22 protein-coding genes and 1 tRNA gene are annotated in these 22,291 nt (G+C 38.5%); 8 read left to right on the forward strand and 15 right to left on the reverse strand.

The window, feature by feature from the left end; genetic code table 11:
• Together JI723_RS08465 and JI723_RS08470 are read right to left on the reverse strand one after the other, a co-directional pair.
• Positions 1 to 2,430: a DMSO/selenate family reductase complex A subunit gene (locus JI723_RS08465; protein ID WP_337979919.1), complete on the reverse strand. Its 2,430-nt coding sequence runs from the start codon at positions 2,428 to 2,430 to the stop codon at positions 1 to 3.
• A gap of 295 nt (positions 2,431 to 2,725) precedes the next feature.
• Complete coding sequence (locus JI723_RS08470) at positions 2,726 to 3,991, reverse strand: mechanosensitive ion channel family protein (protein WP_070927857.1); 1,266 nt, start codon at positions 3,989 to 3,991, stop codon at positions 2,726 to 2,728.
• Positions 3,992 to 4,428: 437 nt separating this feature from the next.
• Between JI723_RS08470 and JI723_RS08475 the strand changes: the two genes are divergently transcribed.
• Positions 4,429 to 4,941 (forward strand): anti-virulence regulator CigR family protein, encoded by a 513-nt coding sequence (locus JI723_RS08475; protein ID WP_337979920.1) that lies wholly within the window; start codon positions 4,429 to 4,431, stop codon positions 4,939 to 4,941.
• A gap of 479 nt (positions 4,942 to 5,420) precedes the next feature.
• Here JI723_RS08475 and JI723_RS08480 read toward each other — a convergent pair whose 3' ends face one another.
• From JI723_RS08480 to JI723_RS08495, 4 genes are all read right to left on the reverse strand, one after another.
• Positions 5,421 to 5,996: a DUF308 domain-containing protein gene (locus JI723_RS08480; protein WP_140178523.1), complete on the reverse strand. Its 576-nt coding sequence runs from the start codon at positions 5,994 to 5,996 to the stop codon at positions 5,421 to 5,423.
• Between the two features lie 376 nt (positions 5,997 to 6,372).
• A complete protein-coding gene (locus JI723_RS08485) occupies positions 6,373 to 6,954 on the reverse strand; it encodes a cysteine hydrolase family protein (protein ID WP_140178520.1) in 582 nt (193 codons plus the stop codon).
• 88 nt (positions 6,955 to 7,042) lie between these two features.
• Positions 7,043 to 8,404, reverse strand: a complete 1,362-nt coding sequence (locus JI723_RS08490) for an ATP-binding protein (RefSeq protein WP_272579989.1) — start codon at positions 8,402 to 8,404, stop codon at positions 7,043 to 7,045.
• The gene (locus tag JI723_RS08495; RefSeq protein WP_070927867.1) at positions 8,394 to 9,071 is read right to left on the reverse strand and encodes a response regulator; all 678 of its coding nucleotides are present in this window, start codon (positions 9,069 to 9,071) and stop codon (positions 8,394 to 8,396) included. Before JI723_RS08495 ends, JI723_RS08490 begins: the two co-directional genes overlap by 11 nt.
• Positions 9,072 to 9,389: 318 nt before the next feature.
• Here JI723_RS08495 and JI723_RS08500 point away from each other — a divergent pair, with 318 nt between their 5' ends.
• Positions 9,390 to 9,632, forward strand: coding sequence for a hypothetical protein (locus tag JI723_RS08500; RefSeq protein ID WP_272579990.1), 243 nt, complete (start codon positions 9,390 to 9,392; stop codon positions 9,630 to 9,632).
• A 22-nt stretch (positions 9,633 to 9,654) separates the two neighbouring features.
• A complete protein-coding gene (locus JI723_RS08505; RefSeq protein ID WP_272579991.1) occupies positions 9,655 to 10,455 on the forward strand; it encodes a MipA/OmpV family protein in 801 nt (266 codons plus the stop codon).
• A gap of 91 nt (positions 10,456 to 10,546) precedes the next feature.
• Here the strand turns inward: JI723_RS08505 and JI723_RS08510 are convergent, their stop codons facing one another.
• A complete protein-coding gene (locus JI723_RS08510) occupies positions 10,547 to 10,807 on the reverse strand; it encodes a DinI-like family protein (RefSeq protein ID WP_070927874.1) in 261 nt (86 codons plus the stop codon).
• Between the two features lie 261 nt (positions 10,808 to 11,068).
• Between JI723_RS08510 and JI723_RS08515 the strand changes: the two genes are divergently transcribed.
• Positions 11,069 to 11,602 (forward strand): GNAT family N-acetyltransferase, encoded by a 534-nt coding sequence (locus JI723_RS08515; RefSeq protein WP_140178509.1) that lies wholly within the window; start codon positions 11,069 to 11,071, stop codon positions 11,600 to 11,602.
• A 25-nt stretch (positions 11,603 to 11,627) separates the two neighbouring features.
• On the opposite strand, the gene JI723_RS08520 is transcribed toward JI723_RS08515, so the two are convergent.
• Complete coding sequence (locus JI723_RS08520; RefSeq protein WP_070927877.1) at positions 11,628 to 12,047, reverse strand: GNAT family N-acetyltransferase; 420 nt, start codon at positions 12,045 to 12,047, stop codon at positions 11,628 to 11,630.
• Between the two features lie 340 nt (positions 12,048 to 12,387).
• Here JI723_RS08520 and JI723_RS08525 point away from each other — a divergent pair, with 340 nt between their 5' ends.
• A complete protein-coding gene (locus JI723_RS08525; RefSeq protein WP_272579993.1) occupies positions 12,388 to 13,122 on the forward strand; it encodes a class I SAM-dependent methyltransferase in 735 nt (244 codons plus the stop codon).
• Between the two features lie 44 nt (positions 13,123 to 13,166).
• On the opposite strand, the gene JI723_RS08530 is transcribed toward JI723_RS08525, so the two are convergent.
• Positions 13,167 to 13,715: a DedA family protein gene (locus JI723_RS08530; RefSeq protein ID WP_319066556.1), complete on the reverse strand. Its 549-nt coding sequence runs from the start codon at positions 13,713 to 13,715 to the stop codon at positions 13,167 to 13,169.
• 15 nt (positions 13,716 to 13,730) lie between these two features.
• A complete protein-coding gene (locus JI723_RS08535) occupies positions 13,731 to 14,408 on the reverse strand; it encodes a DUF1345 domain-containing protein (RefSeq protein WP_070927881.1) in 678 nt (225 codons plus the stop codon).
• Positions 14,409 to 14,685: 277 nt separating this feature from the next.
• Here JI723_RS08535 and JI723_RS08540 point away from each other — a divergent pair, with 277 nt between their 5' ends.
• A complete protein-coding gene (locus tag JI723_RS08540) occupies positions 14,686 to 15,105 on the forward strand; it encodes a hypothetical protein (RefSeq protein WP_272579995.1) in 420 nt (139 codons plus the stop codon).
• Between the two features lie 333 nt (positions 15,106 to 15,438).
• On the opposite strand, the gene JI723_RS08545 is transcribed toward JI723_RS08540, so the two are convergent.
• From JI723_RS08545 to JI723_RS08555, 3 genes are all read right to left on the reverse strand, one after another.
• Positions 15,439 to 15,515: transfer RNA gene (locus tag JI723_RS08545), tRNA-Pro, on the reverse strand.
• Between the two features lie 73 nt (positions 15,516 to 15,588).
• A complete protein-coding gene (gene yejM / locus JI723_RS08550) occupies positions 15,589 to 17,301 on the reverse strand; it encodes an LPS biosynthesis-modulating metalloenzyme YejM (RefSeq protein WP_272579996.1) in 1,713 nt (570 codons plus the stop codon).
• Between the two features lie 21 nt (positions 17,302 to 17,322).
• Positions 17,323 to 17,550, reverse strand: a complete 228-nt coding sequence (locus JI723_RS08555; RefSeq protein WP_070927927.1) for a YejL family protein — start codon at positions 17,548 to 17,550, stop codon at positions 17,323 to 17,325.
• A gap of 242 nt (positions 17,551 to 17,792) precedes the next feature.
• On the opposite strand from JI723_RS08555, the gene yejK reads away from it, so the two are divergent.
• Positions 17,793 to 18,791, forward strand: a complete 999-nt coding sequence (yejK, locus tag JI723_RS08560; RefSeq protein WP_272579997.1) for a nucleoid-associated protein YejK — start codon at positions 17,793 to 17,795, stop codon at positions 18,789 to 18,791.
• Between the two features lie 87 nt (positions 18,792 to 18,878).
• Here yejK and rplY read toward each other — a convergent pair whose 3' ends face one another.
• Positions 18,879 to 19,160 (reverse strand): 50S ribosomal protein L25, encoded by a 282-nt coding sequence (gene rplY, locus JI723_RS08565; RefSeq protein ID WP_070927890.1) that lies wholly within the window; start codon positions 19,158 to 19,160, stop codon positions 18,879 to 18,881.
• Positions 19,161 to 19,538: 378 nt separating this feature from the next.
• Positions 19,539 to 21,299, reverse strand: coding sequence for a DNA repair helicase RadD (gene radD, locus JI723_RS08570; protein WP_272579998.1), 1,761 nt, complete (start codon positions 21,297 to 21,299; stop codon positions 19,539 to 19,541).
• Between the two features lie 224 nt (positions 21,300 to 21,523).
• Here radD and rsuA point away from each other — a divergent pair, with 224 nt between their 5' ends.
• Positions 21,524 to 22,228 carry a 16S rRNA pseudouridine(516) synthase RsuA gene (rsuA, locus tag JI723_RS08575; RefSeq protein WP_070927894.1) on the forward strand — a complete coding sequence of 235 codons (705 nt, stop codon included), beginning with the start codon at positions 21,524 to 21,526 and terminating at the stop codon, positions 22,226 to 22,228.
• Positions 22,229 to 22,291: the final 63 nt, after the last annotated feature.

A 22,291-nucleotide genomic window follows, 5' to 3' on the forward strand; every position in this document is an offset into this window, starting at 1 on the left:
TTAAGCGCGTTTCACTTCAACAAGGTTTGTATGTTGTGGTGTTCCTTTTGCCAATGGGGAAGGAACTTGTGAGGTGAGGGTGTTGATACAGCCACCTGTATCTAATCCTGCTGTGTCTAATGTACGCCATGCGCCTTGTGGCACAGCGATCACCCCCGGTAATACGCGCTCAGTAACTTTAACTTGGATCTGAATACGACCACGGTCATTGAAAATTTCTGCAATATCACCGTTATTTAAACCACGCTCTTGGGCATCAACTGGGTTGAGCCAAAACTGATGCGGGATCGCCTCTCGTAGCATCTCAACGTTAAAATAACTTGAGTGAACGTGACCTTTATCGTGGAAACCTGTCATTAACAGAGGGAATTTTTGCTGACTACGTTGCTGTTCAACACCTTCTTTGTTGACACAGTATTCAGGAATAGCAGGGATACGCTGTCCTTCTGGTAGCTCCCAGTTTTTTACGCGTTCAGCTAATTGTTCTGAATAGATTTCGATTTTGCCTGATGGCGTTTTGAGTGGGTTTGCCACAGGGTCATCACGAAAATCTTTTAGTGCAATATATTTTGAGGTGTCAGCAAATTGACGATCAATAATGCCTCCGCCATCTGTTTCGCTAAACTCAGGTAAATGCGGCATTTTTTCACGCGTTTTGTTGTAGCAAAACTCAATCCACTCTTCATAGCTACGACCTTCGGTGAATTGATCTTTAACTCCCATTTTTTCAGCGATTTCAGCTAAGACATCATAGTTAGGGCGGTTTTCCCACAGAGGCTCTATTGCATTTTGTAAGCGCACGAGATAGTGATAAGCACCACTCGCATAAGAGTTATTGATAAGGTCGTTAGTTTCAACCGGGGTTACGTCTGGTAATAATAGGTCAGCGTATTGTGCTGATGGAGTATTATGATTATCCCAGACTAAAATAAACTCACATTTTGATTCATCAGAAAGGATTTCATGGGTTTTATTCAAGTCAGCGTGCTGGTTACCAATGACGTTACTGGAATAGCACCACATAAACTTAATATCGTTATTCAGTTTATCGGCACCTTTAATACCCCCATTTTCAGCGGTCAGTTCTTTACCGCGAACAATCGCTTCTGTCCACATAAATGAAGGTAAGGTTGCCTTAACGGGGTTTGGTAAGCCGAAACCTGCAACAGGGTAAGCGACACTGTTGCCCCAAAGACCCGTGTTGGTACCAGGACGACCAATATTACCGGACATGATAGGGAGCATCATGATAGAACGACACGCTTGCTCACCATTTTCTGTACGCTGTAGCCCCCAACCTTGTGAAATCCATGCATGATTGGAGTTACCAATTTCGCGAGCGAGTTGAATAATGCGTGATACAGAAATACCGGTGAGTTGACTTGCCCATTCAGGCGTTTTCGCTATGCCATCAGGTCCATTACCTAAAATATAATCTTTATAAGAGGCATTGCGTGGTGCGGAATCAGGTAGCGTGCTTTCATCCCAACCAACACAGTAATCTTTCAAGAAAGCTTCATCAGTTAAGCCTTCTTGGATCATCACATAACCTAATGCAGCCACTAATGCGGCGTCAGTTCCCGGATAAATAGGGATCCACTCTGCACCAAGTGTCGTGACACTGTCTGTACGACGAGGGTCAATAATGATCACTTTTGCTTTACTCTTATCGAGCGCATTTAAAGTCTCATAAAATTGACCACCACCTGACATACGCGTTTCTGCAAGGTTATGACCAAACATCACCACGAGATCAGAGTTTTGAATTTCAGATAATAATGATTCTTCAACACTACCGTACACATAAGGGGTGATTTCCATTAATTGTGCATAGGAATAGGTGCCGTAGTCACCGAGAAAACCACCGGTTAGGCTAAGCAGACGTTTACAAGCGGCGCGTCCGTGTAGGTTAGCTCCTGTTGAGCCTGTACCATATTGATAATAAATAGCATCGCTACCGTATTTATCTATCGTATATTTGAGTTTTTCGGCGATGATAGTGGTGGCTTCATCCCAACTGATCTTTTTGAATTTACCTTCGCCACGTTTACCCACACGTACCATCGGATATTTTAATCTGTCAGGATTGTATGTTTTCCAGCGTACTGAACGACCACGCAAACATGGACGAATTTGATGTTCGCCTAAAGTAGAATCGTCATACATGGTTTCGTTGGAAATTCGGCTGATAACGCCATCTTTTACATGAACTTTTAGTGGGCAGCGACTACCACAGTTCACTAAACAGGCGCTATAACTGATTTTCTCACTGATTTCATCAGGCATGATTTCTGGTGTTTTTGCTTGAGCAGCAAAAGGGAGACTGATTGAGCCCGCGACCGCTGCTGCGGTTGCAACTGTTGCGGAGGCTTGAATAAATTCGCGCCTGCTCAACTCTCCTAAATGAGTATTTTTAGTAGTTTTATGCATTGGCATTGCCTATATGTAAAGATCGATATCACTTTCTTACTTTTCATGTTAAAAAAAGTCGCGAATAAGTAACATGACCTACATCAACAATATCCCTGATAAATGAAAGACTATTGATTATTATCGCTTTAATTTATAAAGAGTTTTTGGGTGATTAGACTGAATAGTCACATTTAAATTATCTATCGTTATATCATTAAATATATAGAGGAGGGCATTAAAGGCAGGAAAAGAGGGGTTTCCCCCTCTGTAGATATACTACTTAAGTTGTAATTATATAAGCTAAACTAACTAATTACTGGTGAGTATCGGATAGTGAAACTTGTTGACCGATAGCCCGCATATCAGTACCTGTTGGTGACTGATGAACACGTAAATCAAACTGTGGCAATATCGAAAAGATATGGTCAAAAATATCTGATTGGATCCGTTCGTATTCTACCCATGCCGTTGTGTTAGTGAAGGCGTAAATTTCAATCGGTAAACCATTGGAATCTGACTCAAGTTGCCTAACCATAATCGTCATTCCTTTATGTATATTTGGATGTGACTTCATATAGGCTTCAACATAGGCACGGAATGTCCCTATATTGGTGAGTCTGCGTTGATTAAGTGGCGTCGCTTTATCTTCAGGGATAGCAGAGTTGAATACGCTGATCTCAGAGATTTTATTATCCATATAAGGTTCAAGCAGATTGGCTTTTTCTAAAGAAGCGATCTCTTCTTGCCCAAGGAAATGGATACTGGTGGTATCTAGACGAACACTGCGTTTAATACGGCGACCACCTGATTCCGTCATTCCTTTCCAGTTTTTAAACGAATCAGAAATTAACGCGTAGGTAGGTATGGTTGTAACCGTATTATCCCAGTTCTGCACTTTAACGGTAGTTAAACCGATATCAACAACCGCGCCATCTGCACCATATTTCGGCATTTCTAGCCAATCACCAATATTAACCATATTGTTGGCGGACAGTTGAACCCCCGCAACCAGCCCCATGATTGGGTCCTTAAACACCAACATCATGACGGCGGTCATTGCACCTAAACCGCTGAGTAAAATCAGAGGGGATTTACCAATCAGCAATGCAATGATCATAATCGCAACCAGTACTGTTGCAATCAGTTTGACACTTTGAAAAATACCACGTAATGGCAAGTGAGCTGTTTTCGCTGCACGTTGTAATACGCTATGCAATATATCGAGAACAGAGTAAAAAGTTAGCAAACCGAAAAGCATACACCAAGCTTGCGAAGCAACAGTTAAAATCTGTTGAGGAGTAGAGCCTGCATGCAACCACAATACCGCTTGGATATTAACCACAACACCTTGAATAACAAAGGCGATTCGGTTAAATAAGCTAAATTGAGTTAATTGGCGTTGCCAACCTTGGCCTTTTTTCTGACCTTGCTTTTCTATGCGAGGTAAAATGATTTTATGTAAGATGAAATGCAAGATCAGCGCGACGACGATGATCAAACCTAGCACCATGAGAAGTGAAGCAATATCGGCATAATCTTGATTGAACTGGCGTACCCAGTCTAGCAGTTGCTGCTGCATGTTTTCTCCTTCTAATTGACATCAAATAGACTCGTCATAGTTCAAGTTGAAGCAGTCAATAGATGTACAAATCGCTGAGTTTTCTAGCGCTCCTAGCGATCATCATTTAGCGTTTAGCTACACCTCGAATTATTTAGAGTAGATGTATTAAGTGTTTAATGCGATAACCTACTGAGAAACAATAACATAAATTTAATAACACTTCATTGTTTATGGTTAAAAAAACTAAGGTAGTTAAAAATAAAAGTTAAAAATAAGCAAAAATAGATAAATATAAGTTATAAATAAATAGATATATCATCAGGCAGGATATTATAAATAGCGTGGCCTTATCAAGTCCAAATTTACTTATAATTACGTATTATGGGATAAATTCCGATTGTTGAAAGTTGTCAGCCCGACTAATTTAAGCGCAATGAGTCGCGGGAGACGTAATCATGAAACAAACAGCAATTAGCAAGTATTTACTTTCTGCTCTACTAATGATGAGTAGCGGGCTATTACCTTATACTGCACAAGCTGATCCAAAAGGTCATCATGGTGAAGGAAATGGGCGTCAGAAAAATTATTATGAGAACTCACACAACCATAAACACAATGAGCGCGGCAAAAAGCATCATGAAAAGAGATATTACCCAAATGAAGTTATCGTTGTTCAGCAACCAGTATCACCGGGATTTAATATTAATTTAAATTTTGGTTCAGTAAGACCAATAGCAGTTGATTATGGTATGACAGGCTATTCACGTTTACCTCCGGGGATTGCAAAACAGGTTATTGTGGGAAGACCTTTTCCACCCGGTATTGCTAAGCGACGTTTACCAAGGCATTTTGAATCACGTCTACCTGTTTATGATGGTTATGAATGGCGTATGAGTGGCCGTGATTTGGTGCTAATGGCGATAGGGACCGCAGTGGTTGTGAAAGTGATTGAGGACGTTTTTGAATAAAAAAACAGCCTTAAAGTCATTTAAGGCTGTATTGCAAAAAATGCAGATACTCATCATAACTGAAGTTAATTTGAGTCAAAAAACGCTAAAGATGAGGTAATAGGAAAACGTGGTCTTACATAAAACGTTTTGCAAGTAATTCAATGACTTCTTGAACATTGCTAATAAATTCTTTGATGGTATTCATGGAAGCTCCAAATGTTAGATTGTGATCTAGATCACTTGAGAGCATTCTAACTTTTAGAAGTGTAAAGTCAAGCATGTGGCTAAATAATTTTTTAATATTTAAAAATTATTTGATGGCAAGTGGGTGAGATTAAAATACCACTTGCCATCAATATACTCTTTCAGGCCGCTGACAAACGTATTCGGTTTGTCGGCGGTCTTGAAATAAACGAGGAAAATCAATTTATTGATTTTCGACTGGTCACACGGAGCGGGAAAAAACTCGTTTTTATCCCACTTCGTCAATGACTACATTATTTGGCGTTTTTCTTGAGTGCACCCGCTAGCAAGAATAGGTTAAAAGAGCTAAATAGTAACTCGATCCCGATAAATAATGTTAATAGGGTAATTGATGTTTGAGCGTTACCGCTAAGTAGCATGTAGGCAATGATAAAGTCTAAGATACCGATCAATATATTCATCATCCCCGCCGCTGAGCTAAATAACTTAGCACCAACAAAGAGACGGATTACCCCACCGATAATAAATAACACAGCTACAAATACCGCAAGAAATAGCAAACTCTGTAGTGGATCAGTAATAAACGCATAACCTAAGATAAGATAGGCAATACCTGCGATTAAGCTAAAAAATACTGAAACATTGGCATACAGGCGGTTGAAAACAATATTCAAAATTACGGCAACGCCACTGATTAATAACATGACACCAATTAACGAGCTAAAAGCGATACCTGATACGATGGGATTAGTAATACAAACTACGCCCCCGACTAACAATAGCAAGGCAACTAGATAAATAATGGTTCTATGGCCCTTTAACTGTGATTCGGCAAGATTTTTGAGTTGGTTCTGATTGAGATTAAGCATAATAAATTACTCCCTTACATCAAATAAAGAGTGATTGAATAGGGTGATTAGAATTAATGCTAAAAATATAGACCATTAGTAGGTAATTCAATAACTATTTCACAAAATTAATAAAAAATACCTATTGCTAATACTCGCTGTTATCGTTAAACATGACTAATTGAATCAATAAATGGCGCATCTGTAGAATTATTGCTCTAGTTTAGAGTTTTATCTGTTGGGATTTGAACTGATTTGCGAAGGAAACCAAAATTCATGGTCAGTTTAAGATAGAGATAGATAGTTAATGTTTTTTGATTTAAATGGATAACTCAATTGTAGGAAAGCCAGAAGTATTAACTCACTGGCTTTGAGAAAGGAATATAAAGTTTGAAGGCTATTTAATCTTCCCTTGCAAAAATTCTGATAGTGAAGATATTGTGGCCATTCCTTGGAGTGCTTGTAAGCTTTGTTGATGTAATTCAAGGGTTGCTGCGGCACAAAGTTCATCAATGACAGTTACTTGATAACCGAGGTCATGAGCCAAGCGGGCGCTACTCTGAATTGCCATTAATGTACTCACTCCTCCAAACAAGATGTGGTTAATATTATTTTCCTTTAACCAATGATCTAATTTATTGCCTGTAAAGGCACTAACACCTTTTTTTATCATAATCAGATCACGTAACTGGACATCTAATTCGTTGACCCATTGACAACCTACACTACTGAGTTTTAATGCCCCCAATGCTTTTGCGCGATTAAACATTGGCGAGCCAGCAGGGATATCATGATAATCATCCGCGAAGCCAACTTTGACCCAAATAATAGGAATATCGTTCTCGCGGGCATAAGCAGCTGCTTGATTAGATTTTTCAATCACATTACGTTCTTGAGTTTGTTGATAGCTGGTATTTGATAAACCATTTTTACCGACTATTTCTTCAATCAAGTCAATAATAATCAGAGCTTGTGACATGTGTTTTCCTTCAGTGAATACTTATTATCTAAATTTTAATCACCCAATGTGTAGGTATATCAACGTAGAAACATAAAGTATATCAACATTAAGGTAAATCAATAATGAAACCCACACCTTTTTTCTCTAAGCCGTCGGTTACACGGATCACCGCATTAATTTTGGTTGCTAAATTTTGTACGATTGAAAGTCCAAGTCCACTACCAATTTCGGTTGTTCCAGGTACTCGATAAAAACGAGAGAAAATAAGTTGGCGACTTTCATCGGGTATTCCTCGTCCATTGTCCTGTACTGTGATCGTGGCTCCAAAAGGGGTTAAGTCCTTAATGGTTATTTTGATTTTACCTTTTTTATCACTATATTTAATCGCATTTTCTAGCAAATTAGTAAAAATGGTGCTTAAGGCTAGTTTATCGGTGGTAATTAGAACACTATTGGGACTTTGTAACTCAATATCAATGTTCTGGTTAATTGCATGTGGTACATGTAATGAGGTGATATGGGAAATTAATGCGGGTAAGTCGATGAGCTCTTTGTTTAAGGGAAAATCTTCAGCTTCTAAGCGTGCTAAATCAATCAGCTGGTGGGACAATGATGCTGCGTGATTTAATGTCGCCTGCATATCTTTAATAATTTCTTCTTTTTCTTTTATATTTTGTATTTGCATGAGCAAATGGAGTTGAGCAATAACCGCGGCAATCGGAGTTCTTAACTCATGGGCAGCATCAGCCATAAAGCGTTTTTCACGTTGATTCGCAGAATCAACACGAGACATTAAATTATTAATTGCTGTAATAATAGGGCGAATTTCTTTGTATTGTTCTTTTACTGCTATTGGCGTTAGGTTACCGGGCTGACGGCTGGAAATAATGGTTGCCGCTTGCCTTAATGGCCGTAAGCTAAAATAAGCTGTAACAATGATGGCAATCAGCATAAGACCTAAAATAAATAATAAGGGAATGGCTGTCCCTTCAGCCGGACTGCCGATTATCGATTTGCGATCAAAATAGGATTCACCTAAGATCACTTGGATAGTGTGTGTATTATTCCATGCAACAGTGAAATGCCATTCAGGGTATTGTTTTTTTAAATGTTCGAATGTCGTTTCAGCTGAAATATTAATCTCATCACTATTACGATAAAGGACATCACTTTTGCTATTGCGAACGACAACGAAAGGTTTATAAGATACCTCTAATCCATTCTCCATCGCATCGGTATACATTTTTTGTAATGAGGTAGCGATTTGGTCAAAATATTCAGGATTGTTAGATACCGCACCTAGCGTATCCGCAAAACCCTGAGTCACTATTTTTTGTTGGCGATTAAAGTCATCGTCAATATCCGGTAGATAGAAAAATTGTAGCCAGCCAACAAATAGCGCCCACAATAAAACGACAGAGCTTATCTGTAAGAAAAAAGTATAGATAAAAAAGGATTTAACTTTCACTTGGTTGCGCTTCTTTTTTGAGTAAATAACCAATACCGCGGATCGTGATAATGCGGTCTTTACCTATTTTACGGCGTAAATTATGAATATGGACTTCGAGAGAATTGCTTTCAACTTTATCATCTAGCCCAAATAAGCGTTGTTCGAGATCGGCCTTACGCACCACATTATCGGCATTTTTTACCAATTCATATAATAATTGATATTCTTTACCTGAAAGTAATAGTAATTGTTCATTCAGTGATACTTGATGGTTTAATGGGTTTAGTTGGAGGTTATCCAGTTGCCAAATTTCAGAGGAAAACCCAGCCATACGGCGGCTGACTGCTTTGACTCGAGAAATCAACTCAGGCATTGCAAATGGTTTAGTTAAAAAATCATCCGCACCGGAATCTAGGCTAGTTACCAAATTATCCATTTGATTACGAGCGGTTAGGATAATAATTGGAATTGACTGGCCCGAATTTCTCCAGGCGATTAATGCTTCATTGCCATCACCGTCAGGTAAGCCTAAATCTAATAACATCAAGTCGAAATTACGTGTATTTAATTGATGTTTTGCGTCAGAAAGTAATCGAACCCATAGCGGGTTAAAGCCAGCCAACTCTAAACCACGGCATAGCGCTTTGCCTAGTTGAAGATCATCTTCAACTAATAAGATATTCATTTTATCACCTCTATAGACCTAGAGCGCGGTATCAATAGGTAGTCATTTATTAACGATTATAATCGTCATGTTTTAATTTGTCGTACTTTTCATTTGTGGATAGAAACGATGTCTATTCGTGCCCGTCACACAGTTTTTCATCTTGTCAGCGCCTCACTAACTTATTGCTTAGCGGCATCTCGAATTATATAGAGGTTAACCCGACAAAACTAATGGCGTCTTTAATAAATCCTTAAGGTTGGTTTAACCAATTTTTAAGGTAAGAAATATGAATAAGATTATTATCTTAGCACCTACTCAGTTATTGGAATAAAGAAAATGAAATTAAAACTAATTGAGATCCCTATTTTTGTGATGGTTATTTCCATTGCGTCGGTTTTAGTCGGGAAAAATATTGAACATACATCAAAAACATCACTATCAATGCTTTCATTGAAAGAAATTAATACCTGTAAAAGAGAGAAGCAGTGTATTACCACTGGAAAAATCACGGGTGGAATAAAAAGCGATCTTAACCCAATAAAAGAAATTAGAACTTTTATTCGTAAAAAAATATATTAATAAAATAATCTAGGATTTATTAATGAAAAGATTGAAAACGGTAGCAACGATTGTTGTAGGGCTATTGCCGCTTAGTAGCTCTATGGCAGGAGAAAGTGTTTTGGTATTAGGTGGCGGAGCTTCTTTTATGCCAGCCTATGAAGGATCAAGTAAATATTTGTTTTCACCGCTGATTGATTTGAATTATGGGTACATTTCTGATGATTATGGTGTATTCAGCATAGGTTTAGAGGGGGTTGAGTGGGCAATAGGAATAACAGAAAGTCTGACTTTTTCTAGCCGAATCGGTTATGACGCAGGTCGTGATGAAAAAATTGGTATTTTGGGAAGTAAAAATGAAGATCTCAAAGGAATGGGGGATCTTGATGGTTCAATGACCGTCGGTGCGGAAATTAATTACAGCATAAAGGATTACCAATTATACGCATCTGTTGATATGGCAACCTCAGATCGTAAATATGGTGGTCGTGATATTGGTCGAACGGTGAATGTAGAGTTAGGTGGGATAGGCTACTATCAAATAAATGATAAGTGGGATGTTGAATATACGCTGGCTACCGTGTGGGGAAATAAAGCATATAATCAAGCCTATTTTGGTGTTTCTAAACAACAAGCTAATCGCTCACGTTTTAATGAGTACGATGCAGGTAGTGGATTTAAAGATATTCATAGCGGCGCGATTTTAAATTATAACGTCAATGAAAATATGATCCTTTATACCGGCATTGGCGCTTATTACCTTGTTGGCGATGCAGCAAAAAGTTCGCTCACTGAACAACGTTTAGGCTGGGTAGGTCTAGGCGGTATTAGGTATACATTTTAGACTATCATTATAATTTAAAGCATCTATTGATAATGAAAGGAATGTTGAGTTAATGACCTCACATTCCTTTCATTGGTATTGAATGTGTGGGCTATTCCTCTGGATTTTGTTCAGGGATCCAGCCATCATCCATCCAAATTTCTTCTAATATTTCTTCAATGCGAACTTTATCTTGCGCTAATTTAGTTCCTGAAATATTAATGCGTTGACCTGAACTAAAACCAACGCGAGTGACCATATCGGGATATTGCGGACTAAGCTTCCGTGCGACTTCAGCCTCTAGAGCTTGCAGCATCACATCACTTGGTTTTTGTGGTGCATTTTTATCAAATAAAATTTCAATGCGTAACATATTCACCTCAACTCAATACTGTATTGATATACAGTATTTTTAAATTGAGTGAGGGATAAAGTCAATATCTGGATGATAATATTTTTTATAATTTGAAAGGCATCTAAAATATAATGGAGGGGCTGTTAATTTATTTAATTAAAAACAGTAAGTTAAGATATTGGCTTGTTGATGAGATTAAAAAAAACCAGTTGCTAGCTGATTGGGTTTGGGTATGCTAACCATCATTATTTAACGAAATAAGAATGGGTTTAGCACGTAATGTTGATAGTAAAAAGACTGAGTAGTAAAGATACGTTAGAAATAGCCAATATCAATCACCTCTATGATTCAGCATTTCCAGCTTATGAAAAAAGAAGTTTTCAAGGGCGGCAATTGATCCTTAATCATCAAGATTATTATTTATACTATTTTACTGAGAACGAGGTATTTATAGGTTTTGTTGAGTGCTGGAAAATTAATGATTTTTATTATGTTGAGCACTTTGCCATATCTTCTAATCTACGAGGTAATGGATATGGGCAAAAAATATTGCAACTCCTGAGTAAGCAAGTGAACAATATTATTTTAGAAATCGACCCTGTTATAGATGAAATAAGCCGAAAAAGATTACGTTTTTATCAGCACTGTGGTTTTAAGCAAAATGAGTATCAGCATTTTCATCCAAGTTACCATACCGAGTTTGCACCACATCAATTAGAGGTTTTGAGCTTTCCAACCACTATTGATTGGCAAGTTTACCAACAATTTAATCAAAAACTTGCCGATGTGGTGATGGATCCTGCATTGCTATAGCAATAATAATCGGTCTATTGGTGAATTAATCTATTAATTTGCAGACATAAATTAATTCAGGATCATCGTCATCAAGGTTTTCAATGACTCCACTAGCTAAAAATTGTGTATGATTTAACAAGGCTTGCATAGCTGTATTAGATTGATTAGTGGAGGTAAATAGTTTGCTAGTTGTGCAAATGAGTTTGAGCTGATTAATCAGCTCAACGCCTAAACCAAGACGCCGAAATTGCTTGCTCACCATCAACATCTCAATAAATCCAAAATCAAAAAAGTGATAATGCAAAACAGCATAAGCATAAATTTGTGTTTCTTGTTCAATTAAATAACAATTTTTATCTGCTACCCACTGAGCAATTTTTAGTGCACGTTCGTGGGTTTTTATACTGTCAATCTCAATTAAGCCATCAATATCTTGTGGAGTTGCAAGGCGGAAGTGATTCAAAACAAGTTCCTATTGATAAAGTAACGCGATATCAGCCAACAAAGACTGAAATTTGTGTAAATATAGCTAAATAGAATATTTGAGTATGATGAATAATGATAGTGTGCATAGGATAAAAATAAATTTATTGGGGCTGTTATGAATCTATTTAACCAAGTTCTTAATAGTAAAAAGGTAGGATGGTTAATCACCATTATTGGTATCTATTTTACTGGTTTCCCAGCAGAAGATAAAAATCAACAAGATGAACGCAAGTAAGAGAATAGCGTATCTAAAAACGCAGTTGATGATTAATTATACTTATTCATATAATAACTCCATATAAACGAGGGAGTTAACCATGTCACAAAATATTTATGATAATCCACAGTTCTTTGCCGGTTATGCAACGTTACCTCGCTCTATTCATGGCTTAGCAGGTGCGCCAGAGTGGGAAAAAATGCAACAATTACTCCCCTCTCTTTCAGCTAAAAACGTGCTTGACCTTGGTTGTGGCTATGGGTGGTTTTGCCGATGGGCGGGTGTGCAACAGGCAAAATCGGTTACTGGACTTGATTTATCCAGTAAAATGTTAGCAAGAGCGATCGAGCTTACTCAAGATGATAATATAGTTTATCAACAAGCCGATTTAGAAACACTTTCGTTAGCTAAACAACAATTTGATTTAGTATATAGCTCGCTGACACTACATTATATCGTAAATATTTCATCTTTAATTTCAACTGTTTTCCAGTCACTTAAACCTGGCGGCCAGTTTGTATTTTCTGCTGAACATCCTATTTTTACTGCGGCTATCCATCAAGGTTGGTGTGTTGACAATGAAGGATATAAATCATGGCCTGTAAATCAATATCAGATAGAAGGTGATAGAAGGATGGACTGGTTTGCGGAAGGGGTAATAAAACAGCATCGTAAGTTATCCAGTTGGATAAATATGTTGGTTAAAACTGGTTTTGAAATCATTGAAATAGATGAGTGGGGGCCTACAGCTGCGCAAATTGCAGAAAATCCGTTACTTGAAGAAGAGCAAGAACGGCCAATGTTGTTTCTATTAAGTGTACGTAAACCACTTTAAACTGATCATCAGATAGAAGCTTTAGCATATAAGGGGTTGAGCTTCTATTTTTTCCATTGACGTCGTAAAAAAATAAAGAGAACTACGGCAATAATGATAAGTAAAAACCACGTTAAAGAAGAGTGTATCGGTAAGGCGAGTATCGCTGAACTAATAAAATATCCGCAAGAAACAATAATGACCCCCCATAAGGCTCCTCCCAAAATATTTAATATAAAAAATTTAAATGGATTAACTTTACTCGCTCCGATAATGATTGGGCCCACAGTTCTCAAGCCATAAGCAAAGCGAATAGCGATAATAATGAAATTTTCATGTTGACGGATCAATTGTTGGACACGATTGATTTTTTTCTGATGACGGTGAAATTTAGGTAAGATCTGAGAGCCAGCAAAGTAACCAACGTAAAATAAAACATTATCACTGACTATGCCCCCTAAAGCGGCAAATAACATCACCCAAGGGTAATAAAGTAATTGGTTATGAGCAGCAACGCCAGATAGAAAAGCGGCGGTCTCACCTTCTATCATGGCACCAAAAAAGGTAGCCCAATAACCATATTCTGTGATCCAATTTGTGAATTCTGCTGTCATTTTTACCTAATTAGTCTAAAAGAAACTCGCTGAAATATTGATACATAACCCTAATATTGCCATATTAAATACAAATGAAATAACGGACTGAAGTAATACTGCTCGGCGCATCGGGCTTGAGGCGATTTCCACATCAGCAGTTTGCGATGCTACAGCAATGGTAAAAGAAAAATACATAAAGTCCGAATATGTTGGGGCAAGGATCTCATCAGGAAAACGTAGCCATGGTTGTTGCTGATTTTCATTACTATAGTATAGGTGCGCATAATGCATCGTAAAGCCCGCAGGGAGTAATAGCCATGAAGAAATGAGTGTAGAAGCGGTGAGTGCATAGGGCACAAATTTATCGGTTTTCGGAAAGTCGCCATGTCCACCTAATGCAAAAAATAGTACCAGTAAACTGACACAACAACCAGCAACGAGGAAAAAAATCACCATACGAGCACTTTCATCTTCGACTTTAGTGATTTCTCGAATGTTCTTAGTTTTACGATTAATTATGCGAGCAAAAAGAAATAATAAATAGATCCAAGCAAATGCGTTCCAGCTTAGAATTAAGCACATCATGGTATTTTGGTAGGGAAGTAATGCAACAAAAGTCGCAACTGCAACAAATAAAGAAATAATAAAGCGAGGCCTTGAATGAAATGCATGATGAAAAAGATGAACTATTCGAAAGATGTAACGTAACATGATGCATTCCTTAACATGAACAAAATAATTTTATTATATCAAATGGTTGAAGTGATGTTGTAGAGAATTTACTGGTGCTCTTATTGATGGGATATACTGGATAAAGTTACATTTTTGCTATATATAAACTTCAATTAATCAATAACTGATGGTTAATACAATAGATTATATTGCTAAAAATTGAGGTAGTTTTCAAATAAATTGTTATACTAGCGAAACTATTTTATAGCCTCGTTTTGTGAATTTTTTATTAGTGAGTTATTTAGATCGTCTTTTTATGAATAAAATATTTTATGTCATTATTGCTTTATTTCTTCTTGGTTCTGCTTTTTTATTTGGTATGACATTAAATTATAAAGATGACATCAACATGATTGAACGTGTTGAACGTACAGTATTAGGTTATTTAGAAAATCCTAAATTAGAAACATTTAAGGATGTAAGTTACCATTTTAATAAAATCTCACATAATGGTGGAGAGGTTGGCTACGTTTGTGGATTTGTTTCACGACATTATGATTTTTCAAGGAAAACAGAAGATAAGCGTTTTATTGTCAAAACATATACTCGACCCGATGGTGCCATTAATATTTCTATACCTGTTATTGATGGGATAGATGAATTGTTGACAGAAGCCCAAGTGGATGGTCTATGGACTAAATATTGTGAAGCACCGGCCACCAAAGCGATCCAGTAACCTGAGTATGCTGAAATATTATATTGAACTTACTTAATATACTATTTTTCTATTAATAGAATAATAGTATCACTTCATTTCTATTTTTCATTATGCCAATCAGAAACACCATTTGATTAAGCATGGTTAATGTTGATTTAATCTGAGTGCGTTTCCTTTATAACTTACTCATGAATCATAATAGGCTTGTACACTAATCTATATTTCTGCGCGGGGCCTAATATGAGCTCTAAAAGAAAGGCAAAATCAGCGTAATCCAACCCGACTTTTACCCACCTCAAATTTTACCCACAAAAAAACCAACCCTAACAGGTTGGTTTCTCTATAAAAAATTGGTCGGCATGATAGGATTTGAACCTACGACCCCCGACACCCCATGACGGTGCGCTACCAAGCTGCGCTACATGCCGAACTTTGATTTATACTACTCATTTTGCTTATGAAAGCAAGGCTTCACTTGCTCGACTGATTGATTTTTAAGCGTTAATTTTCATTAAACCGCTTTAGTTCGGTAAAAATTTTCAGTAACTGAGCAAGATCAGGTTTTTGATTTTTAACTTCATTGCCTTGCAAATCATAGATGCTAAATTGGCCATTTTTGTCCATATAGAGCGTTGCATCATTTGTCGTGATCACCACATCGTTATTGCTGCCTGTAATGACCCAAGGGTACTTGCGGTCAGGACTGAACAAGTCTTCCCCTTGGCTATAATCGTCAGGTGAATTGGACACATGCAGTAAACGTTGCATGATGGTTGTTAGTACATCTTGATGGCTAGTGAGTTTATCAATTTCCTGGCTAGGGGTATTCGGCCAATAGATAAACAAAGGAACTTGCATCTTTTTACGATCAAACTGCTTACCGCTAAACCAATCATCAGCTTCAGACTCGCCATTATAATTTGCAGTGATAACTACAATGGTATTTTTCAAGCGACCATCACGGATCAATGTTTCAACAATTTGGTTGATTTGGTCATTGGTTTGTTTACTGCCGGGTTGTCCTTTGATATTTAAGAAGGAGAACCAAGGTGACTCACTCTTCAACCCGCTTAACCATGCGCTCCATTGTGTGATGGTTTGTGTATCACTATCAGCCGCTTTGGTTGGTAATGAGTAATCCGCTAAAATGGCTTGGCGGAATAATGGAGAATTAAAGCCATCTGTTGAGAAGAGGCCAAATTGATACCCTTGATGCTGCAATGCTTCAATCAGTACAGAAGCATGACGTTCATTAAGGATATTATCGAAATAACTGGCTGAAATACCATAAAATAGGCCGAATAGGGCGCTATCGTTACGTAAACCTGTGGTGTAGTGGTTGGTAAAGTCAGTACTCATCTCTTTAAACGCTTTTAGCGATGACATGTTATTTTGTTGGGTTTTATCACCCAAGTTATCAACCACGACTAGTAGTAAATTATAACCCATGCCTTGATCATAATAGCTAAGCGGTTTCAATGGATACTGAAGTTTTAAAGCGGTAGGGCTACCTTGCTGGAAGACACGGTTTTGATGTTCAGATAAGTCTAATAAGCCATATCTATCCAGCAGTTTTCGAGCCGTCATTGGTTGTGATAGCGGGTAATTATAACGTTGCATGGTAATAGGGCGATAGAAATTAGCATCAGACCATGCATACATAAGGTGCGACATCACAAAGGTGGCAATAAATAGCCCTGCGAGTGGTTTACCAAAGGTTTGTCTATTCAAACTGCGTAGCTTTTGCCAACTCCAAGTTGCAAAAAGCATTTGAATAAGAAAGATGATAGGGATCGCGATAAACATCAATTGCCACTCGCGTGCCATCTCCCCTTTTTCAGGGTTGATCACTAGATCCCAAACCTGTGGCGTCAGGTGTAAACCAAATTGGCTAAAGACTCGAATATCAAAGATTAATAAGGTTGTACCCGCGGTGGCGAGCGCAACACAAATAAGCCTCAGCAGCCGCTGAGACATAACAATAAAGGTCAGTGGAAAAACAATCAGTAAGTAGCAGGCAAAAACGACAAAACTAAAATGACCAATCCAACTGACGAAGGCAAAAATGCGCCCGGCGAGCGTGTCGGGCCAATCAAAAATAAACAGATAGCTACTACTTAGCCCTAGGCTGAGCAGGATATTAAAAAGTGCAAACCAGTGCCCCCAACTTATCATTTGGGAGACTTTATCACGGTAGCGCTGATGGGTGACCATACTGTTTATTTCGTTAATCGATTAGTGAGACTGATCTTCTTTGACAGAAGACAGTAACGCGTTGGCAAAAGAGTCGGCAATCATTTTACGTTGCGCTGGTGCGACAGATGTATTAAGTAGATTGGTGACCATGTTCCCCAACACCATTAGTGAAAGATCTACTGGAGTATGGTTTTTTTCTAACACGCTGACAAGCTCAGCGAGCAAAGTTTCAACTTTTTCATCACTATAGCGAGATGACTGTGGCATAAATTCTAACATCCTAAATTATTAAAAGCTCACCTATGATAGCGTATAGCGGGATCTTTTTCTTCATTCTTCGCAAGAAATTTATATTTAAGTGAGGATCATGATTATTAAGATTATTTGAGTGAGTATTAGTTCATTGTTAGTGTGTAAAAATGTGCATAAATGACGGTTTAGGTTGCAGATAAATAGCATCAGTGTTTGAATACGCGCGATAATATTTCTGCTTGAACAAGGAGCCTACAATGAGTCTGGAAATTTCTCAGATAGCTTTACATCAGTTGATTAAACGCGATGAACAGACACTTGAAGTGATGCTGCGCGACTCTTTATTGTCAACCGATAACGTTGTGCAAGACATGATGGCAGAATTACACCGTGTATACAGCGCTAAAAGTAAAGCTTTTGGTGAGTTCAATGAAGAAAGCGAATTGGCAGATGCGCTGAGATTATTACGCAAAGGTGAAGAAGAATTCCTTGGCTTCAGTCGTGCGATGACTGTACGTTTAAAAGATGAACTTGCTAAATATCCTTTCGCAGAAGGGGGCGTGGTTCTATTTTGCCAATATCGTTATCTGGCGGTTGAGTATTTATTGATTGCTGTTTTAAGTAGTTGTGACAGCATGTTTGTTACCGACAATCTTGACCTATCGACCACGCATTACCTTGATATCCCTCATGCTGATATCGTGGCACGTATCGATTTGACTGAGTGGGAAACCAATCCTGAATCATCGCGTTATCTTACTTTTTTAAAAGGGCGAGTAGGGCGTAAAGTTTCTGATTTCTTTATGGATTTCTTGGCAGCATCGGAAGGATTAAACGCTAAAGTACAAAATAAAGGTTTAGTGCAAGCGTTAGATGACTTTTGTGATAATGCGCAAATGGATAAAAATACCCGCCAAGCTTATCGCCAACAAGTGCATAATTACTGTACAGAGCAATTGCAGTCAGGTGAGGAAATTGAGCTGCAAGCGCTATCTAAAGAACTTCCTATTGTTGAAGAACAGTCTTTCGGTGACTTCGCGCGTCAAAATGATTATCAACTTGAGGAAAGTTTTCCGGCCGATAGGGGAACACTGAAGCAACTGACGAAGTTTTCGGGCAGTGGTGGTGGGATCACGATAAGTTTTGATGCGATGTTAATGGGGGAGCGTATTTTTTGGGATCCGGTGACGGATACTTTGACAATTCGAGGCACTCCACCTAACTTACGCGATCAACTGCAACGTCGCAGCAAGTAATATGTTACTAGAAATAAATAACGCCGCAATTGCGGCGTTATTTACTCGGCGTCCCGAAAATTTCTAAAGCTCGGCTTGTGGCTTTAATTAAACGCGCAGGAAGTCAATGTGCGTCACTTTTGGCTTGAACGGGTGACGTTGAACTGCCTGAACTTTGACTTTAGTTTCTTTACCATCGATAACCAGGTTCAGAACTTCGTAAAATTCTGCTTTACCTTCTTGGTTAATGACTTCATCGTGGTTCAGAGTTACAGAGATAGGCTCTTGATTACCACCGTAAACGATAGCTGGGAACTGGTTAGCTCTGCGCAGGCGGCGGCTCGCACCCTTACCCTGCTCTGTACGTGCAATTGCATTGATAGTTAACATTACTATTTCTCTATACAAGAAAAAATAAAATCCTGCTACAGGCGACCCAGCAGCAGGTTCGATATTTGGCTTCGTGACATAAAGTCGCTATTGCGAAAACACTGAAGCGGGCAGCATTTTAACTAAAAACCGTGGTTACAGCAATCATAATCTAACCAATATTAGGGACTGCGAATTTTTACGGTGCAAAAGCGGCTAAGAAACGGTGTAAAAGATAGATTTATGCCTTAATAAATTTAGAACATGATTATTTGCGTGAAACATTGTGATTGGATCTTGTACTATAGATTGAATGACAGCACGTTTTACTCATTTTATTGCTAGGTTAAGAGAACATACCCTTAATTCGAAATCAGGGACATCAAAAGTCAATCGCTCTTACGAATAGAGTTGGTCAGCGACGCGAAAGCGCCCTTGATAATCGAATATTTTTTGACGGATCTCCCAATAGCTCTCTTTTTTTCTTGCGACAATAAATTGTGGGTAACGTAATACAACTTGTTGCGTAATGATGTCATTAGCTGTTGTCCATTTAAACGGAACACCGGGGGCTCGCAAGTGTTCACGTAAAAAATGGTGTTCAAAAGCACGTCGTTGGGCTGGAGTATGTAAGCGAAAACGTTCTGAAACAGAGGTACCATCTTCATCATAATAGCTAATTTTCAACCATTCACCTTTATTATCAGTCCCAGTTGTTAGTGCCATGCCACCACAGCGTATGATTAATGCATCTTTGAGTTTTAATGCTGCCTTCAACATATCATCAGGATCGGATAACACTTCATCACATTTTTGGCAGCGACGTGCGGCGATATCATTTTCTGCACCGCAATGTGGACATTGTTTAAAACGAAAACGAAACTCACATTGTTGTTTTTCGCCACGTTCGTTTTCCTCCCAGCCTTGGCATCGACGGCCATAGTGCTCAATGATATGACCATCTTCAGTGCATTTACCCCAGAAAGTATTGGCAAATTGACAAAGAGGACAAAAAACCTGAACGGGGACACTACTCGAATTTGGTTTGCTGGAGCCGACTTCAGGGCGAAACAAATCATGTGGATTGCCTGCATAATCTAAAATCAAACATTCATGTTTATTAGGCGAAAGGCGTAGCCCTCGACCAACAATCTGTTGATATAAACTGACGGATTCAGTTGGACGTAAAATAGCGATCACATCGACATGCGGCGCATCAAAACCAGTGGTAAGCACAGAAACGTTAACTAAAAAGTGCAATTGTTTATTTTTAAATTGCTGAATAATCGCTTCACGTTCAGCAGCAGGGGTATCTGCCGTGACTAAAGCGGCTGTTTCTTGAGGCAAATAACCTAAAATTTCCTTCGCATGTTCAACTGTTGCGGCGAAAATCATGCAACCTTGGCGCGGTAAAGCATACTCAACAATTTGCGCGACAATTGTTGGGGTAATACGTTTTTGTTTTTTAATTGATAGGTTTAATTCATGCTGATTAAAAATACCGGATGAACTGAGTGACACTTGGCTAAAATCATACTGTAGAACTGGCATGTCAAGACGCTCAGGAGGAACTAAAAAATGATTTTTGATCATGTAATGTAATGGTAACTCATAAATACACTCACGAAAAAAGCATGAGTCATCGCCTTTAACCATTCCATGATAATGGTATTGGTATATCCAACCTGATCCGAGGCGATAGGGTGTTGCCGTTAAACCAAGTACTTTTAAGGTTGAATTGTATTGACTTAATCGATTGATAACTTGTTGATATTGGCTTTTTTCATTCACGCTAATACGATGACATTCATCAATGATGACCAGTGAAAAGTTATCATTAAAGTTATCAAGATTACGAGCAACAGATTGTACACTGCCAAAGACAACTTTATTGTGTGACTCTTTACGATTTAACCCAGCAGCAAAAATATCGGCTTCAAGGCCATAGGCAAGGTACTTAGCATGATTTTGCTCAACAAGTTCTTTGACGTGAGCTAAAACCAGCACACGACCTCGTGCTAGTCGTGCAAGTTCAGCGATGACTAAACTTTTTCCCGCACCAGTGGGAAGGACAATAACCGCAGGATCACGATGCTGACGAAAATAGCGTATTGTTGAATCGACAGCTTCTTGTTGGTATGGACGAAGTTGGAAAGGCATATTATTCAGTATTATTTAAAAATAGAGCATAGCTAAATGTAAAATTTAAGTTAACACAACGAGTTGAGCTAAAAACAGGACTTAGCTGTGTGACGCTATCACTTATAGTTCGTTATTGATATAATAAAAGATGTGAACATAATCACAATAACCTTTCAATTTTATTTCTAACAGCTTGGATGGCATATACACCAAGTTGCTATTCCATCAAATTAAGAGAATTTATGCGACTGGATAAGTTTTTGTCCCAGCAATTAGGGATCAGCCGGAGTCTAGTGGCGCGTGAGCTACGCGCAGGGAAAGTGACTGTTGACGACGAAATAGTTAAATCGGGATCATTACAAGTGAGTTCTGAACAATCGGTAGCTTATGATGGAGTGGTGTTAACGCATGTCACAGGTCCTCGTTATTTTATGTTGCATAAGCCGCAAGGCTATATTTGCTCAACAGATGACCCAACGCACCCGACCATTCTCTATTTTATTGATGAACCATTGGCTGATAAATTACATTCAGCGGGACGCCTTGATATTGACACCACAGGATTGGTATTACTTACCGATGATGGGCAGTGGTCACACCGAATTACTTCACCTAAGCATCATTGTGAGAAAACATATCGCGTTGAATTAGAAAATGATATTGCTGATGACGTTGCACAACGGTTCGAGACAGGTGTGATGCTAAATGGGGAAAAATATCCGACTAAACCTGCTCAATTAGAAATTATCACCCCAAAAGAAGTACGACTGACAATCAGCGAAGGGCGCTATCACCAAGTAAAACGTATGTTTGCAGCGGTTGGTAACCATGTATGTGGTCTTCACCGTGAAAGAATAGGGGAAATTTGGTTAGATCCACAGCTTTCTCCGGGTGAATACCGTGAATTGACTGCTGAAGAAATTAACAGTATTGCAGTACCACGCTAAATATAGCGTAAGGGTAAGTCGTATGTAGCTGATATCGCTATGTAGTAAGGTATAGGAGTCTAA

The sequence above is a fragment of the Providencia manganoxydans genome (assembly GCF_016618195.1).
Lineage (GTDB): Bacteria > Pseudomonadota > Gammaproteobacteria > Enterobacterales > Enterobacteriaceae > Providencia > Providencia manganoxydans.

Excerpts from the sequence above, each read along its gene's own strand:
- JI723_RS08465 (WP_337979919.1), bottom strand. The coding sequence starts at position 2,430 with ATGCATAAAACTACTAAAAATACTCATTTAGGAGAGTTGAGCAGGCGC.
- JI723_RS08470 (WP_070927857.1), bottom strand. The coding sequence starts at position 3,991 with ATGCAGCAGCAACTGCTAGACTGGGTACGCCAGTTCAATCAAGATTAT.
- JI723_RS08475 (WP_337979920.1), top strand. The coding sequence starts at position 4,429 with ATGAAACAAACAGCAATTAGCAAGTATTTACTTTCTGCTCTACTAATG.
- JI723_RS08480 (WP_140178523.1), bottom strand. The coding sequence starts at position 5,996 with ATGCTTAATCTCAATCAGAACCAACTCAAAAATCTTGCCGAATCACAG.
- JI723_RS08485 (WP_140178520.1), bottom strand. The coding sequence starts at position 6,954 with ATGTCACAAGCTCTGATTATTATTGACTTGATTGAAGAAATAGTCGGT.
- JI723_RS08495 (WP_070927867.1), bottom strand. The coding sequence starts at position 9,071 with ATGAATATCTTATTAGTTGAAGATGATCTTCAACTAGGCAAAGCGCTA.
- JI723_RS08500 (WP_272579990.1), top strand. The coding sequence starts at position 9,390 with ATGAAATTAAAACTAATTGAGATCCCTATTTTTGTGATGGTTATTTCC.
- JI723_RS08505 (WP_272579991.1), top strand. The coding sequence starts at position 9,655 with ATGAAAAGATTGAAAACGGTAGCAACGATTGTTGTAGGGCTATTGCCG.
- JI723_RS08510 (WP_070927874.1), bottom strand. The coding sequence starts at position 10,807 with ATGTTACGCATTGAAATTTTATTTGATAAAAATGCACCACAAAAACCA.
- JI723_RS08515 (WP_140178509.1), top strand. The coding sequence starts at position 11,069 with ATGTTGATAGTAAAAAGACTGAGTAGTAAAGATACGTTAGAAATAGCC.
- JI723_RS08525 (WP_272579993.1), top strand. The coding sequence starts at position 12,388 with ATGTCACAAAATATTTATGATAATCCACAGTTCTTTGCCGGTTATGCA.
- JI723_RS08530 (WP_319066556.1), bottom strand. The coding sequence starts at position 13,715 with ATGACAGCAGAATTCACAAATTGGATCACAGAATATGGTTATTGGGCT.
- JI723_RS08535 (WP_070927881.1), bottom strand. The coding sequence starts at position 14,408 with ATGTTACGTTACATCTTTCGAATAGTTCATCTTTTTCATCATGCATTT.
- JI723_RS08540 (WP_272579995.1), top strand. The coding sequence starts at position 14,686 with ATGAATAAAATATTTTATGTCATTATTGCTTTATTTCTTCTTGGTTCT.
- yejM (WP_272579996.1), bottom strand. The coding sequence starts at position 17,301 with ATGGTCACCCATCAGCGCTACCGTGATAAAGTCTCCCAAATGATAAGT.
- JI723_RS08555 (WP_070927927.1), bottom strand. The coding sequence starts at position 17,550 with ATGCCACAGTCATCTCGCTATAGTGATGAAAAAGTTGAAACTTTGCTC.
- yejK (WP_272579997.1), top strand. The coding sequence starts at position 17,793 with ATGAGTCTGGAAATTTCTCAGATAGCTTTACATCAGTTGATTAAACGC.
- rplY (WP_070927890.1), bottom strand. The coding sequence starts at position 19,160 with ATGTTAACTATCAATGCAATTGCACGTACAGAGCAGGGTAAGGGTGCG.
- radD (WP_272579998.1), bottom strand. The coding sequence starts at position 21,299 with ATGCCTTTCCAACTTCGTCCATACCAACAAGAAGCTGTCGATTCAACA.
- rsuA (WP_070927894.1), top strand. The coding sequence starts at position 21,524 with ATGCGACTGGATAAGTTTTTGTCCCAGCAATTAGGGATCAGCCGGAGT.